Origin of the sequence: Streptomyces sp. NPDC057682, from assembly GCF_042799575.1 — a bacterium.
In the GTDB taxonomy this organism is placed as follows: domain Bacteria; phylum Actinomycetota; class Actinomycetes; order Streptomycetales; family Streptomycetaceae; genus Streptomyces.
Window position 1 is genome coordinate 82,382 of record NZ_JBHVIN010000026.1, and the last position, 14,030, is coordinate 96,411.

The 14,030-nt window shown below is 71.4% G+C and carries 12 protein-coding genes; 7 read left to right on the forward strand and 5 right to left on the reverse strand.

Translation table 11 applies throughout. The features are described from left to right. The first annotated feature begins 50 nt into the window (after positions 1 to 50). Positions 51 to 1,451 carry a PLP-dependent aminotransferase family protein gene (locus tag ACFVDM_RS35810; RefSeq protein ID WP_383650690.1) on the forward strand — a complete coding sequence of 467 codons (1,401 nt, stop codon included), beginning with the start codon at positions 51 to 53 and terminating at the stop codon, positions 1,449 to 1,451. A gap of 76 nt (positions 1,452 to 1,527) precedes the next feature. On the opposite strand, the gene ACFVDM_RS35815 is transcribed toward ACFVDM_RS35810, so the two are convergent. The 3 genes from ACFVDM_RS35815 to ACFVDM_RS35825 all read right to left on the reverse strand — a co-directional run bounded on the left by ACFVDM_RS35815 (position 1,528) and on the right by ACFVDM_RS35825 (position 4,099). Then, a complete protein-coding gene (locus ACFVDM_RS35815) occupies positions 1,528 to 2,211 on the reverse strand; it encodes a response regulator (protein ID WP_383650692.1) in 684 nt (227 codons plus the stop codon). Beyond that, positions 2,186 to 3,292: a sensor histidine kinase gene (locus ACFVDM_RS35820; RefSeq protein ID WP_383650694.1), complete on the reverse strand. Its 1,107-nt coding sequence runs from the start codon at positions 3,290 to 3,292 to the stop codon at positions 2,186 to 2,188. The genes ACFVDM_RS35815 and ACFVDM_RS35820 overlap by 26 nt, the downstream gene beginning before the upstream one ends. 105 nt (positions 3,293 to 3,397) lie before the next feature. Next, on the reverse strand, positions 3,398 to 4,099 hold the full coding sequence (locus tag ACFVDM_RS35825) for a hypothetical protein (protein WP_383650696.1): 702 nt from the start codon (positions 4,097 to 4,099) through the stop codon (positions 3,398 to 3,400). 386 nt (positions 4,100 to 4,485) lie between these two features. Here ACFVDM_RS35825 and ACFVDM_RS35830 point away from each other — a divergent pair, with 386 nt between their 5' ends. Beyond that, complete coding sequence (locus ACFVDM_RS35830) at positions 4,486 to 5,397, forward strand: UbiA family prenyltransferase (protein ID WP_383650698.1); 912 nt, start codon at positions 4,486 to 4,488, stop codon at positions 5,395 to 5,397. 276 nt (positions 5,398 to 5,673) lie between these two features. Then, complete coding sequence (locus tag ACFVDM_RS35835) at positions 5,674 to 6,612, forward strand: ACP S-malonyltransferase (RefSeq protein WP_383650700.1); 939 nt, start codon at positions 5,674 to 5,676, stop codon at positions 6,610 to 6,612. A 265-nt stretch (positions 6,613 to 6,877) separates the two neighbouring features. Here the strand turns inward: ACFVDM_RS35835 and lysS are convergent, their stop codons facing one another. Next, entirely contained in the window at positions 6,878 to 8,641 is a 1,764-nt protein-coding gene (gene lysS / locus ACFVDM_RS35840; protein ID WP_383650702.1) for a lysine--tRNA ligase, read from the reverse strand. A gap of 162 nt (positions 8,642 to 8,803) precedes the next feature. Here lysS and argS point away from each other — a divergent pair, with 162 nt between their 5' ends. After that, positions 8,804 to 10,591 (forward strand): arginine--tRNA ligase, encoded by a 1,788-nt coding sequence (argS, locus tag ACFVDM_RS35845; RefSeq protein ID WP_383650704.1) that lies wholly within the window; start codon positions 8,804 to 8,806, stop codon positions 10,589 to 10,591. A gap of 169 nt (positions 10,592 to 10,760) precedes the next feature. Next, positions 10,761 to 12,368: a hypothetical protein gene (locus tag ACFVDM_RS35850; protein WP_383650706.1), complete on the forward strand. Its 1,608-nt coding sequence runs from the start codon at positions 10,761 to 10,763 to the stop codon at positions 12,366 to 12,368. A gap of 7 nt (positions 12,369 to 12,375) precedes the next feature. Here ACFVDM_RS35850 and ACFVDM_RS35855 read toward each other — a convergent pair whose 3' ends face one another. Then, entirely contained in the window at positions 12,376 to 12,780 is a 405-nt protein-coding gene (locus ACFVDM_RS35855; RefSeq protein ID WP_383650707.1) for an ATP-binding protein, read from the reverse strand. A 113-nt stretch (positions 12,781 to 12,893) separates the two neighbouring features. Here ACFVDM_RS35855 and ACFVDM_RS35860 point away from each other — a divergent pair, with 113 nt between their 5' ends. Together ACFVDM_RS35860 and ACFVDM_RS35865 are read left to right on the forward strand one after the other, a co-directional pair. Next, positions 12,894 to 13,727: a Scr1 family TA system antitoxin-like transcriptional regulator gene (locus tag ACFVDM_RS35860; protein ID WP_383650709.1), complete on the forward strand. Its 834-nt coding sequence runs from the start codon at positions 12,894 to 12,896 to the stop codon at positions 13,725 to 13,727. Continuing rightward, complete coding sequence (locus ACFVDM_RS35865) at positions 13,724 to 13,963, forward strand: DUF397 domain-containing protein (RefSeq protein ID WP_383650713.1); 240 nt, start codon at positions 13,724 to 13,726, stop codon at positions 13,961 to 13,963. The genes ACFVDM_RS35860 and ACFVDM_RS35865 overlap by 4 nt, the downstream gene beginning before the upstream one ends. The last annotated feature ends 67 nt before the right edge of the window (positions 13,964 to 14,030 follow it).

The window sequence follows — 14,030 nt, forward strand, 5'->3', positions numbered from 1 at the left end:
TGGCCGAGGGCGACCACCCAGACCACTGCGGGGGATACGGAGCAGACCAGATGGCCTGGCATCTGTCGGTGGAAGTGGACCGGGACTCGTCCGTACCGCTCACCGCCCAGCTCCAGAACGCCATCAAGACCCGTATCGAGGACCGCGTTCTGCACCCCGGCGCACGGCTGCCTTCGAGCCGTCAACTCGCCCTGGACCTGGGACTTTCGCGCAGCGTCGTGGTCGAGGCGTACGAGCAGCTGATCGCCGAGGGCTATCTCGACGCGGTGCGCGGCTCGGGCACGCATGTGGCCCGCAAACTGCCCGAGAGCGCGGGCGACACCTCACTGCTGGACTCCCGGCCGGCCACCAGCGCGCGCTGGGATCTGCGGGTCGGCATCGCCAATCTGTCCAACTTCCCGCGCCAGGAGTGGCTCAACTCCTATACGAAGGTGCTCCAGAACGTCGGCCGCGAGGGCATGGACTATCCGCCGGTGGCCGGCATCGCGGAACTGCGCAACGAGCTGTCCGGCTATCTGGGCCGGGTCCGCTCCGTGCACACCGAGCCCGCGCAGGTCATGGTGACCGCCGGGTTCGCCCAGGGGCTCGCGCTGCTCTCCGACGCGCTCCAGCGCCTGGGCATCCACGAGCTGGCCATCGAGGAGCCCGGCCACAGCGGGCAGCGCCGCTTCATCCTGGACACCGGGCTGACCCCGCTGCCGGTCCCGGTCGACGAGGAGGGGCTGATCGTCGAGGCGCTGGAGCGCACCGGCGCCCGCGCGGTCCTGGTCACCCCGGCGCACCAGTTCCCCACCGGTGTGATGATGTCGGCCCGGCGCCGCGCGGAGCTGCTGGCCTGGGCCCGGGAGCGGGACGCCTGGATCATCGAGGACGACTACGACGGGGAGTTCTGGTTCGACCGGGGGGTGCGGCCGACCGCGCTCCAGGAGGGCGATCCGGAGCGGGTGGTGTACGCGGGCACCACGAGCAAGGTGCTGGTGCCGGGGCTGCGGCTGGGCTGGCTGGCGATCCCGCCGAAGCTCTACCCCCTGATGGAGCGGGTGCGCTCGCGCCAGGACCAGGGCTCCGACACCCTCACGCAGCTGGCGTTCGCCGAGCTGATGCGCAGCGGTCTGCTCGACCGCCATCTGCGCCGGGTCCGCTCGCGCTACCGCTCCCGCCGCGAGGCCCTGGCCCTGGCCGTGCGCGAACATCTCCCGGAGGCCCGGCTGATCGGCTGCGCGGCGGGGCTGCACAGCTACGCCGTCCTGCCGCCGGGCACGGACGAGACGGCCGTGGTGCACGGCGCGCTGAGCCGTTCGGTGCTGGTCCGCAGCGGCCAGCAGTTCCGCTTCGGCGGGCCGCCCGGGGAGCCGGGGCTGCTGCTGGGCTACGGCTCACTGCCCCTGACGGGCATCTCGGAGGCCATGGCGGCCATCGGCGCGGCGTACGGGGAGGCCCGCCGCCACTGAGCGGCCGTACGGGCCTTCGAGCGGCCGTACGCGTTCAAGCAGCCGTACGGGCCCCCGGAGAGGCCCCGGAGGGCTCTCAGCGCATGGAGCGTCCGCGCGGGGCGGCGATCAGCTTCTGGGCCAGGGCCTTGTTGACGGCGTCGATGCGCGAGACGGCGTCGAGCTTGTCGAAGATATTGCGCAGATGGCGCTTGACGGTGCCCTCGGTGATGCCGAGCCGGGCCGCGATCTGGCGGTTGCTCATGGCCTCGGCGACACAGGTCAGCACCTCGCGCTCGCGGGGCGAGACCGGTCCGGCGTCCTGGTCGTGCGGCTGGTCGCCGCCGGCCGTGTAGCCGGCGCGCGGCACCAGGATGGTGATCTGGTCGTCCTCTCGGGCCGCGTTGCGCACCGCGCTCAGCAGTGCCGCGCGCGAGACGCTCTTGTGCAGATAGCCCCGGGCGCCCAGTTGCAGCAGTTCGTGCACCAGCGGCTGGTCGTCGTACATGGTGAGGATGATGATCCGCAGCCCGGGAAAACGTTCCAGCAGCCCGCGCACGGCCGCGCGGGGGTGATGGTCGGGCATCTCCACGTCGAGCAGCAGCACATGCGGCTGATGGCGCTCCACCAGCTCGGCCAGCCCCCGCCCGCTGCTGGCCTGGGCCACCACCTGGAGGTCGTCCTCCGCGTTCAGCAGCTCCGCCAGGGCGGTGCGCAGCAGGGTGTGGTCGTCGGCCGCGAGGATGCGGATGAGGTCAGGCCGTGCGTTCAGCGGAATCACCGGAGAGGTCCATCAGGGGGATCGTGACCGTGACCCGCGTGCCGCCGGCCCCGGGTGAGCTGGTGAACAGGATGGTGCCACCGAGGAGTTCGACGCGTTCGGTGGCGGAGGCGATGCCGTTGGCCCGGCCCGCCGTGGCGACCACCGAGGGGTCGAAGCCGCGTCCGTCGTCCTCGATGAGCGCCTGCACCTGGTAGGGGGCGATGTCCACGGCGGCCAGGACGTGTTCGGCCTCGGCGTGCGCGAAGGAGTTGCGCAGGCATTCGCGGACCACGAGGAACACCTCGTCCAGGACCTCTTGCGGGGCCCATTCCTCGCTGCCGTTGACCTGGACCCGCACCTTGGAGGGGGTGATCTCCATGGACTCCAGGAACGCGGTGAACGCGGACTCCAGCGTCCCCTCGCGGTCGGCCCGGCGCAGCTGGGTGACCAGGTCGCGGATGATGCCGAGCGCCTCGGTCAGGGTCTCCTTGACGGCACCGATGCGGGCGGAGACCTCGTCGGGGCGGGACTGCCAGGTCAGCTCGTGCAGTTCGATACGGCGCAGGGCGAGGCTGACGTGGTTGCCGAGGTGGTCGTGGATCTCGCGGGCGAGCTGGCGCTGCCCGGCCGCGTTGACCTCGCGCACGGTGTTGAGGAGATAGGTGTCGTGCCCGATCGCCCCGGCCTCCAGCCGCAGCCCGATCCCCCGCTGGAGGGTGCGCACCCCCGCCTGGAAGCTGTCGAACGCGGCGGGCGCGTCCACCATCACGCGGCCCAGAGCGTCGAAGACGATGTCGAAGAGGATCATCCCGGCGCGGATGGAGTGGACGGCGTCGATGCCCTGCGTCGCCCGCTCCACCCCCAGCCCCTCGACCTGCTGGATCAGCCGGTCGCGCACATCGGAACGCTGGGTGCGCAGGCTCTCCGCGCAGTCCCGGATGATCCGCTCGGCCTGGAGCGCGCAGGTGCGCCAGGTGGTCTCATTCGCTACCAGAGGACTTTTGATTGCTTCGAGCCGGCCCCGGTAGTCGGACAGTAATTCCGATGTACGGGCCAGCAGTTGTTCGACTGTATCGGATTCAATAAAACCCGAATGCATCAGAAGAGCCCCCACCCTCACCAGAAACCGACCCTCGGATCATCATCGTACGGTTACGGCATGTCAACACGATGCCTACCGTCCCACGTTCTGAGACACGCCCCGCTAGGGCCATGAGAAAACGCTGACCACGGCGCCCGCCACATCCGTGGCGACCGATCCCACATACCCGTCGGGGCAGTTCACCTCATGGACGTACCAATCCCGCGGATCACCTGGGCGGTTGGCCCGGCGTACTCCTTCCGGTCCGGGATCACCGACGCGCACGGGGATACGCAGCCCCGTTCCGGCCGCTTTCCCCACGGCCTCGATCGCCGTCCAGGTACGGAATCCAGCAATCCGGTTCTCTGGGCCGACGGCCGGTATCCGGGACCAGTCGAAGACGGAACGGACGCGTTCCACGTCCACGCCCACGGCACCGGGTCCCCCGGCCACACCGACGAGCGCCGCCGCGCCCGAATGCGACAGGCTGAAGCCGATCTCCGGCCAGGGCCCGTCGACGAGCACGGGCCGCCCCTGCCCGCAGTCGCCGCACTCCTCCGGATCGGGGCAGCGGCGGACGAACCGGGGCACCGCGGGCGGGACGCCGAGATAGCCGGCGAGCACCGACCGCAGCGCGAGGTGCGCACCCCGGTAGCGCCCCCGCGCGAGGGGGCGGGCGATACGCGCCGCACGGGCGCGCTCGCGGGGATCGAGGACCGCGTCCCCTCCCTCGGAGGGAACACGGTCGAGCGCGACGGACCAGACGTGAAGCTCCCTGGGCGCCGGAAAAAGGGCGCGCGGGGGTAAGGAAACGAGCGTATGCATAGTGGCTTCCCGGGGTCGGAAACGGACCAGGGCTGCCAACGGCCCATGACGGGAAGCGGGGTGCCGGAAAGGACCGGCGCCCGCCACCTCACCAGCGAAGCGCCAGGAGGGGGCGGGCGGGCGGTCCACTTCGGCGGCGGTCCGGCGTACCAGCGCGGCACCGCCCGGAGATCCACGGACGCTCAAGAACCGGTCGAGGACCGACGGAGGCCCGCTCGTGGTCCGGCAGAAAACGGACGGAGCAATTCGGAATCCGACCCGCCGGTATTCCGTGTGTCTTCCGTGCCTCTTTAGGAGTACGCATGGCTCATTTGCGGAACAGTCAGACACCTCTACCGGTGCCTAGGCTCCTGGTCATGCCTACGGCGACGATACGGCCACTGCCTGTGACTGCACCCAGTGGCACGAAGCACCGGAATCCCAGCATTCTTCGACTCTGCATCGAGGAATCCCGGCCCGCGGTTCTGACGGCCTTCCAGCTCCGCTATTTCGCCGGAATCGCCCTGGCGCTCGCGACGGATCCCGAGATCGGTCCCCGGGCAGTCGTCCAGGCCGTCTTCGGTTCCCTCGCCTGGTTCGGCGCAATCTTCTACACGTATCTCTTCAACGGCTGCATGGATTACCACGAGGACCAGGTCAACGGCTCGACGCGGCCCATCGCCGGCGGCCGGCTGCCGCGCTCCACCGCGCTGCTCGTCGCCCGCGTCGCCGCCGTCGGCTCCCTGATCTCCGCGGCCTGCGCCGGAACGGGCCCGCTGATCCTGTGCGCGGCCATGCTCCTGCTCGGCCACGCCTACTCCGCGCCCCGCTTCGCCTGGAAGAGCCGGACGCCCACCGCGATGGGCGTGGTGTTCGCCTCCGGCCTGCTGACCTACGCCGCCGGACCGCTCACCCTCGGCCTCTCGCCCCACTCCCCCGCGCTCTTCGTCACCGCCGTCGCCATGTCCCTGTGGATGGCCCTGGTCGGCGCCGTGGCCAAGGACTTCTCCGACATCGAGGGCGACACCGCCGCGGGCCGCCGGACCTGGGCCGTCACCCTGGGCGAACGCCGCACCCGCTACCTCGTCGCGGCCGGCGCCTGCACCGTCGCCACCGCCTTCACGGCCGGCGCGCTGCGCTGGGCCCCCGGGCAGCTGCCCACCGCCTGCGTGGTCCTGGCCGGGGCCGCCGGCCTCGCCGCCGTGACGCTCCGGGGCCGCGCCACCGACAGCCGCCACCGGCGCCGCCGTCCGTACCGCTTCTTCATGGTCACCCAGCACTGCGCGCACCTGGCGCTGCTCGGCCAGGCGTTCGCCTGAGGGACGGCCCGAGAGGAAACACCGAAGAGACATCACCCCCTCCCCAAAGGCGCATTCACGCACCACTCAAGTGCAGTACACCGACACCACAGGGTGGTCGAAGTGGTTTCATCACCGGAGAAAGAACGGATCGCGAAAAGGTGGTCCGGGCGGCGAGATCCGGGAATGGAAAAAGCGCACGCGCCCCGGGCGGGGAATTCTCACCGCCGCACGGGACCGTATTCCACTCCGCGCACCAGCGCATCGCCCCCGGCCGCAGAAAGGAGACGGAAAGCGATGGCGAGTACCCGACTGGCGCTCATGTTCCCCGGCCAGGGAGCCCAGCGTCCCGGCATGGGCCTCCCCTGGCGCCGCACCGCGGGCTGGTCCGTGGTGGCGGAGATCTCCGAAGCGGCGGGCCGGGACGTCGAGTCCCTGCTGCTGGACGCCGACACGGCGACCCTGCGCCGCACCGACAACGCCCAGCTGACCACCTTCACCCTGGCCCTGGTGGCCCTCACCGAACTGCGCCGCCAGCACCCGCTGGCCACCTTCCCCGGCGCCTGCGCCGGACACAGCCTGGGCGAGTACGCCGCCCTGGTCGCCGCCGGCATCCTCGACCCGCAGGACGCGGCCCGGCTCATCCTGGCGCGCGGCGCCGCGATGCAGCGGGCCTGCGAACGCGCCGAGGGCGCGATGGCCGCCGTGCTCGGACTGGACACCGACCGCGCCCAGGACGTCGTCGACGGCATCCACGCGGACGGCGGCCAGGTCTGGGTGGCCAACCTCAACTCCCCGCAGCAGACGGTGATCGCGGGACGCGCGGCCGATGTGGAGCGCTGCTCGCTGGCCGCCGAGCGGGCCGGGGCGGCGAAGGTGGTGGCCCTGACCGTCGGCGGCGCCTTCCACACCCCGCTGATGGCACCGGCCGTGGAACCGTTCGCCGAGGCCCTGGCCACGGCCCGCTTCATGCCGGGCCACTCGGCGGTGGTCTCCAACGTGGACGCCCGCGCCCACCGCGGCGGCCCGCACTGGGCGGAGCTGCTGCGCCTCCAGCTCACCGCGCCGGTCCGCTGGTCGGACACCCTGCACACGCTCACCCGGGAGCTGGCCTGCGACCGGCTGATGGAGATCGGTCCGGGCCGGACCCTGACCGGCCTGGCCAAGGCCACCGTCCCGCGCGTCCCCCGGGACACCTTCTCCGACCCCCAGGCGGTCCTGACCCCGGCGGCCTGAGGAGCCCCCCGCCTCCGGCGCCCGGCCCCGGGCCCCGGACCCACGAACCACCACCCGCGCACGGCCGCATCCCTCCCCCGGGCGGCCGAGCGGACGAAGGGCCGCCCTCCGCCGAAGCGGAAGGCGGCCCTTCGCCTTGATACGGACGCGGCGTCACGCGCCGGTCGTCACAAGCCGGTCGTGACGAGCCGGACATCACGAGCCGGACGTCACACGCTGGACATCACGAGCCGACCGTCACAGGCCGGACATCACGAGCCGACCGTCACGCCCCGAGGAGCCTGCGCACCCGGTCCGCCCCCACGGCCAGGAGCAGCGTGGGCAGCCGGGGCCCGGTGTCGCGGCTGACCAGCAGCCGGTAGAGGAGCGCGAAGAAGGACCGCTGGGCGACCTTCAGCTCCGGCGTCGGCTTGGCCTCGGGGTCCAGCCCCTCCATGACCTTCGGCACGCCGTAGACGAGCGTGGTCAGCCCGTCGAGCGACCAGTGCGTGTCCAGCCCCTCCAGGAGCAGCCGCAGGGACTCGCGCCCCCGCTCGTCCAGCGAACCGAGCAGCTCCTTGTCCGGCTCGTCGCGGACGATGGTGCGCGCCTCGGCCGGGACCTGGGTGGTGATCCAGTTCTCGGCGCGGTCGAGCCGGGGCCGGGCCTCGTCCAGCGAGGTCAGCGGGCTCGTGGGGTCCAGCTCGCTGAGGATGCGCAGCGTCTGGTCCTCGGCGCCCGCGGTGATGTCGGCGACCGAGGCCAGGGTGCGGTACGGCAGCGGGCGCGGCGTGCTGGGCAGCGGACCGGCGGCGGTCCCGATCGCGCGCGCGTACGCGGCGGCGTCGGCCGGGAGCACGGTGCCGTCGGCGACCTTGCGGCCCAGCGAGTCCCACTCGTCGTAGAGCCGCTGGATCTCCTGGTCGAACGCGATCTTGAAGGACTGGTTGGGCTTGCGGCGCGCGTACAGCCAGCGCAGCAGCGGCGCCTCCATGATCTTCAGCGCGTCGGCCGGCGTCGGCACCCCGCCCTTGGAGGAGGACATCTTCGCCATGCCGGAGATGCCGACGAAGGCGTACATCGGACCGATCGGCTGCACCCCGTCGAAGACCTCGCGGACGATCTGCCCGCCCACGACGAACGAGGATCCCGGCGAGGAGTGGTCCACCCCGCTGGGCTCGAAGATCACGCCCTCGTAGGCCCAGCGCATCGGCCAGTCGACCTTCCAGACCAGCTTGCCCCGGTTGAACTCCTTGAGCCGCACGGTCTCCGCGAAGCCGCAGGACGCGCAGGTGTAGTTCAGCTCGGTGGTCTCGTCGTCGTACGAGGTGACCTGCGTGAGGTCCTTCTCGCAGTTGCCGCAGTACGGCTTGTACGGGAAGTAGCCCGCCGAACCGCCGCTGCCGTCGTCCTCGCTCGCCGCGCCGGAACCGGCCTCGGCCTCCAGCTCGGCCTCGTCGACCTTCTTCTGCTGCTGCGGCTTCTTGCCGCCCTTGCCCGCGGCGGCCGGGTCCTTCTTGGTCCGGTAGCGGTCGAGGACGGCGTCGATGTCGGCGCGGTGCCGCATCGCGTGCAGGATCTGCTCGCGGTACGTGCCCGCGAGGTACTGCTCCGTCTGGCTGATCCCGTCGTACTCGACACCCAGCTCGTCCAGGGACGCCGTCATGGCGGCCTTGAAGTGCTCGGCCCAGTTCGGATACGCGGAACCGGCCGGGGCGGGCACGGAGGTCAGCGGCTTGCCGATGTGCTCGGCCCAGGACTCGTCGATCCCGGCGACGCCGTTCGGCACCTTGCGGTAGCGGTCGTAGTCGTCCCACGAGATCAGGTGCCGGACGGTGTACCCGCGGCGGCGGATCTCGTCGGCGACCAGGTGCGGGGTCATGACCTCGCGCAGGTTGCCCAGGTGGATCGGGCCCGACGGGGAGAGGCCGGAGGCGACGACGACCGGTTTGCCAGGCGCACGACGCTCCGATTCGGCGATGACCTCGTCCGCGAAGCGGGAGACCCAGTCGGTCTCGGTGCTGCTCTGACTCTGAGCCACGGTCGGCACGTCCTTCTCTCGGCTAGGACTCACAGGGACGCCCTCGTGCGGGGGCACCCCCATTCTCCCAGGTACTGCCCGCAGCACGAAAACGGCTTTGCGGAGGGCTCGGCGCCCCGTGGGATACTGGGATCCATCCCTTGTACCCCTACGGAAACGGCAGCCCGTCCCATGCCTGAGCACGGCTCGGTCAATTCCCTCGCTTCCACGCTCCAGCAGCAGCTGGCGGACGCCCTGACGGCAGCCCTGCCGGAGGCCGGCACCGCGGACCCGCTGCTGCGCCGAAGCGACCGGGCCGACTTCCAGGCCAACGGCATCCTGGCCCTCGCCAAGAAGCTGAAGGGCAACCCGCGGGAGCTGGCCGACCGGGTCACCGCCGCGCTGCCGGCCTCGGAGCTGATCCAGGACATCGAGGTCTCCGGCCCCGGCTTCCTGAACATCACACTGACCGACCGGGCGATCACTCAGACCCTGGCCGCGCGGGCCGCCGACACCGACCGGCTCGGCGTGCCGCCGAACGCCTCGGCGGGCACCACGGTCGTGGACTACGCCCAGCCGAACGTGGCGAAGGAGATGCACGTCGGCCATCTGCGCTCCGCCGTGATCGGCGACGCCATGGTGCAGATCCTGGAGTTCACCGGCGAGAGCGTCGTGCGGCGCCACCACATCGGGGACTGGGGCACCCAGTTCGGCATGCTCATCCAGTACCTGACCGAGCACCCCGACGAGCTGGGCCACGGCGACGCGGCGGACGAGGCGGCGGCCGGCGAGGCCGCCATGTCCTCGCTGAACCGGCTCTACAAGGCCTCGCGGGCCCTCTTCGACTCCGACGAGGAGTTCAAGGCGCGGGCCCGGGACCGGGTGGTGGCCCTCCAGGCGGGCGACCCGGAGACGCTGGCGATGTGGCAGCGGTTCGTCGACGAGTCGAAGATCTACTTCTACTCCGTCTTCGACAAGCTGGACATGGAGATCCGCGACCCCGACATCGTCGGCGAGTCCGGCTACAACGACATGCTGGAGGAGACCTGCCGGATCCTGGAGGAGACGGGCGTCGCCGTCCGCTCCGAGGGTGCGCTCTGCGTCTTCTTCGACGACGTGAAGGGCCCGGACGGCAACAAGGTCCCGCTCATCGTCAAGAAGTCCAACGGCGGCTACGGCTACGCGGCGACCGACCTCTCCGCGATCCGCGACCGGGTCCAGAACCTCAAGGCCGACAGCCTGCTCTACGTGGTGGACGTCCGGCAGTCCCTGCACTTCAAGATGGTCTTCGAGACGGCCCGCCGGGCCGGCTGGCTGAACGAGGACACCAAGGCCCACCAGCTGGCCTTCGGCACGATCCTCGGCAAGGACGGCAAGCCCTTCAAGACCCGTGAGGGCGTCACGGTCAAGCTGGAGGACCTCCTCGACGAGGCCGTCGACCGGGCCACGGCCGTGGTCCGCGAGAAGGCCGCCAAGATCGGCCTGACCGAGCAGGAGATCGTCGAGAACGGCCGGTACGTCGGCATCGGCGCCGTGAAGTACGCCGACCTGTCGACCTCCGCCGTCCGCGACTACAAGTTCGACCTGGACCAGATGGTCTCGCTCAACGGCGACACCTCCGTCTACCTCCAGTACGCCTACGCCCGGATCCGCTCCATCCTCCGCAAGGCCGGCGACGCCAAGCCCGCCGCCCACCCGGAGCTGCCCCTGGCCCTCGCCGAGCGCGCCCTCGGCCTCCACCTGGACCAGTTCGGCGAGGTCCTCTCCGAGGTCGCCGCCAACTACGAGCCCCACAAGCTCGCCGCGTACCTCTACCAGCTTGCCTCGCACCTCACCACGTTCTACGACCAGTGCCAGGTCCTCAGCGACGAGAACCCGCCCGAGGTGGTCGAGAACCGCCTCTTCCTCGTGGAGCTGACGGCCCGCACCCTGCACAAGGGCATGGCCCTCCTGGGCATCCGGACCCCCGAGCGCCTCTGACGCCTCCGGGTCCGGCACCCGCGAGACCTCACCGCCCCGCACCGGCCTCCGGTGCGGGGCGGCGGTGTGTACGGCCGGCCGCCGCCGAAGCCCGTTGACCACGGCCCCACGCCGGAGCGATAGTGACGCGGCTGACACGCGTCAGCGGAGGCACCGGGGTGGGGATCTCATGCGGGAGTACGGGGACGACGCATCGTTCGAAACAACGGCGGACGCGGTCCGGGCGGAGCTGTACGGCGAACGCCCGCCCGGGAACGACACGCCCTCCGAGGCGGCGGCGGACACGGACCGCGCAACGCCCGACAGCACACACCCGGCCGGAAACTACACCCTCTCCGAAACAACGGCGGACGCGGTCCGGGCGGCGCTCGACGGCGGACGCCTCGCCGAGGCCCGGCTGCGGGCCGAGGCGGCGCTGAAGGTGTACGGGGTGGCCGCCGTGCTGTACGAACTGCTCGGCCGCGCGCACGCCGCCGAGGACGAGGACGACCACGACGACGAGGCCGAACGCGCCTACCGCCGGGGCCTGGAACACTTCCCCGACGACCTCGATCTCCTCGTCGCCTACGCCGAACTCTGCCTGCGCTCCGACCCGCTGGACCACCCCGGCCGCAGCGCCCGAGGCCCCGCCCTGGCCGACCGGATCATCGCCCTCGCCCCGGACTCGGTCCAGGCCCTCCACGTGGGCCGGTACGCGCGCGGCGAGATCATGGCGGTCCCGCCCGGCGGCTCACTGCCCCCGGGCGCCCTCGCGCACATCCAGCGCCACGACGTGCGCACCGCCCTGGCCGACGCCCCGGACGTCACCACAGCGGCGCGCCTGGCCTGGGAGCGAGCCGCAGACTCCCCGTACGATCTGCGCCTCGCGATCCGCGCGGACACGCTCCTCGCGCTCGACCGCCCCGGCCACCGGCTGCTCCGGTTCCCCGCACGGGCCCCGATGACGGCGCTGTGGGCCGTGACGGTGCTGGTCGCGGCGTTCCTCGTCACCCGGGCCGCGTTCCACTGGCCGGTCTGGACGGGCGTCGCCGTCCTGCTGCTCAGCGCCCCGACGGTGCTGCTCGCCCGGCTGGAGCACCGGTCCCGGGCCCTGGCCACGGCCCGGACCCCCGTCCTGCCGCCGGACACCCCCCTGCCGGACAGCCCGCTGCCCCCGCCGCCCGCGTACAGCTCCCGCGAGTCCGTCTCCCGCCTGGCCGCCGGCGCGCTCGTCCTCTGCGCGGCCGCCTCCCCGCTGCTCTGGCCCGCCCCGCAGAACACGGACTACCCGCACTACGTGGCCACGCCCCCGCCCACGCTCCTGGGCGCCCCGCTCCTGACCGCCGTACCGTCCGTGGACGGCACGGGTCCGAACACGGTCACGACCGAGTCGGACGACTTCGGCCCCGGCAACTTCATGTACGCCTACGGCACCCCGGAGAGCCTGGTGACCGCCGAACCCGTCGCGCTCGTCATGGGGATGACGGGCGACTACCACGGGGCCGACCCGGACTCGGTCCGCGTCTACGAACGAGACCTCTCCGAATCCGAATCCACCATCGACGACGTCTGGAACGCACCCCCCGGCCCCCACGGCGGCCGCCTGCGTTGCGTCGCCTACTCCACCGACGCGGAGGACGACGGCGCCCACTCCGCGTGCACCTGGCTGGACCGGGGCAGCTACGGCACGGTCGTCCTCAACAAGCCGTCCCTCGACCGCGAAACCGCCGCCGCGATCGCCCGCACGGCGCGGGACACGGTGCTCCGGGAGGACACGTCGGGGAGGACCCGGGCCTGACGCCGGATCACCGCTCGGCGTCGAACCGGCACCAGACCACCTTGCCGGGCAGCCGCTCCCCCACGCCCCACGCGTCGGCCAGCGCGGTCACGATGAGCAGCCCCCGCCCGGACTCCCCGTCCGGCACCCGCGCGGCGGGGACCCCGTCCCCACTGTCGTGCACCTCCACGAGCAAAGCCCGCCCCTCGTCCGCGAGCAGCACCCGCACCAGATACCCACGCCCCGGCGGCACCCCGTGCACCACCGCGTTGGTCGCCAGCTCGCTCACGCAGAGCAGGATGTCGTCCAACCGCGCCCCGAACCCCCATTCCGTTGCGGGCTCCCGTACGAACTCCCGTGCGACCCGCACCGATCGGCGTTCCCGCCGGAAAAATTGCTCGCGTGCGGACAGGAGTTGCATCGTCTCGTTCATGGGACGAGAGTCACACTCTGTGACTACGCTGAGACAGTACGCGCACCCGTACAGATATCCCGTACGGGCCGCCGATGCGTGAAGTACGGCCGACGGTGGGGAGTGGGGACGGTATGCACCCCAGGAACAACAGGACCAAGCAGCGCAGGAACGCGTCCGCCATGAAGCTCGTGGGCGCCCTGGTAGCCCGCTTCCGCATCCAGGCCGAGCTGACGCAACGCCAACTCGCGGAGCGCGTCTGCGCCCAGCCCGAAACCATCGCCTCCATCGAACAGGGCCGCCGCCCCCTGCTCCTCCCCCTCGCCCGCCGCATGGACGCGATCCTGGAGACGAAGGGGGCCCTGGAGACGGCGGTGGAGAACATGCCGGAGGTGGATCTGATCCCGGCGTGGGCGGAGCAGTATCTGGACCTGGAGCGGACGGCGTTGGCGCTGTCGTTCTTCGCGAACCAGGTACTGCCGGGGCTGCTCCAGACGGAGAACTACGCACGGGCGGTGTTCAAGAGCAGGGTCCCGACCTTCAGCCCCGAAGAGATCGACGCCCACGTCACCAACCGCCTGGAGCGGCAGGAGATCCTGCACCGGTCCGCGCCGCCCACCATGAGCTTCGTGATCTCGGAAGCCGTCGCCCTCGCCCCCCTGGGCGGAAAGGACATTCACCGGGAAACCCTGCTCCACCTGCTCCGGTGCGCCCAACTCCCGGGCGTGACCATCCAGATCATGCCATTGAACCGCCCCTCGCACGCTGCTCTCGACGGCCCCTTCATCCTCCTTGAAACACCGGACTACCAGCGCGTCGCCTACACGGAGACACAGCGCGGCAGCCAGCTCATCTCCGACCCAAACGAGGTCAGCATCCTCGCGCAGAAGTATGCGATGCTGCGGACGCAGGCCCTCACCACCGAGGAGACGATGGACCTGCTGAACCGGCTGCTAGGAGAGTTATGAGCACCACGCACATGTGGTTCAAATCCAGCTACAGCGGCAGCGAAGGCGGCGAATGCCTCGAAGTCGCGTACGACTGGCGGAAGTCGAGCCACAGCGGCAGCGACGGCGGCGAGTGCGTGGAGGTCGCCGCCCACCCGGCCGCGATCCACGTACGCGACTCGAAGAACCCCGAGGGCCCGTCGCTCAGTCTGGCGCCCGCTGCCTGGGCGGCGTTCACGGGGCACGTCGGGAGCTGAGGCGGCCGGGCCGGGCTGCGGCGCGGGACCGGTGCCCGCGCGCCGATGAACACCACAGCGCCGCGCT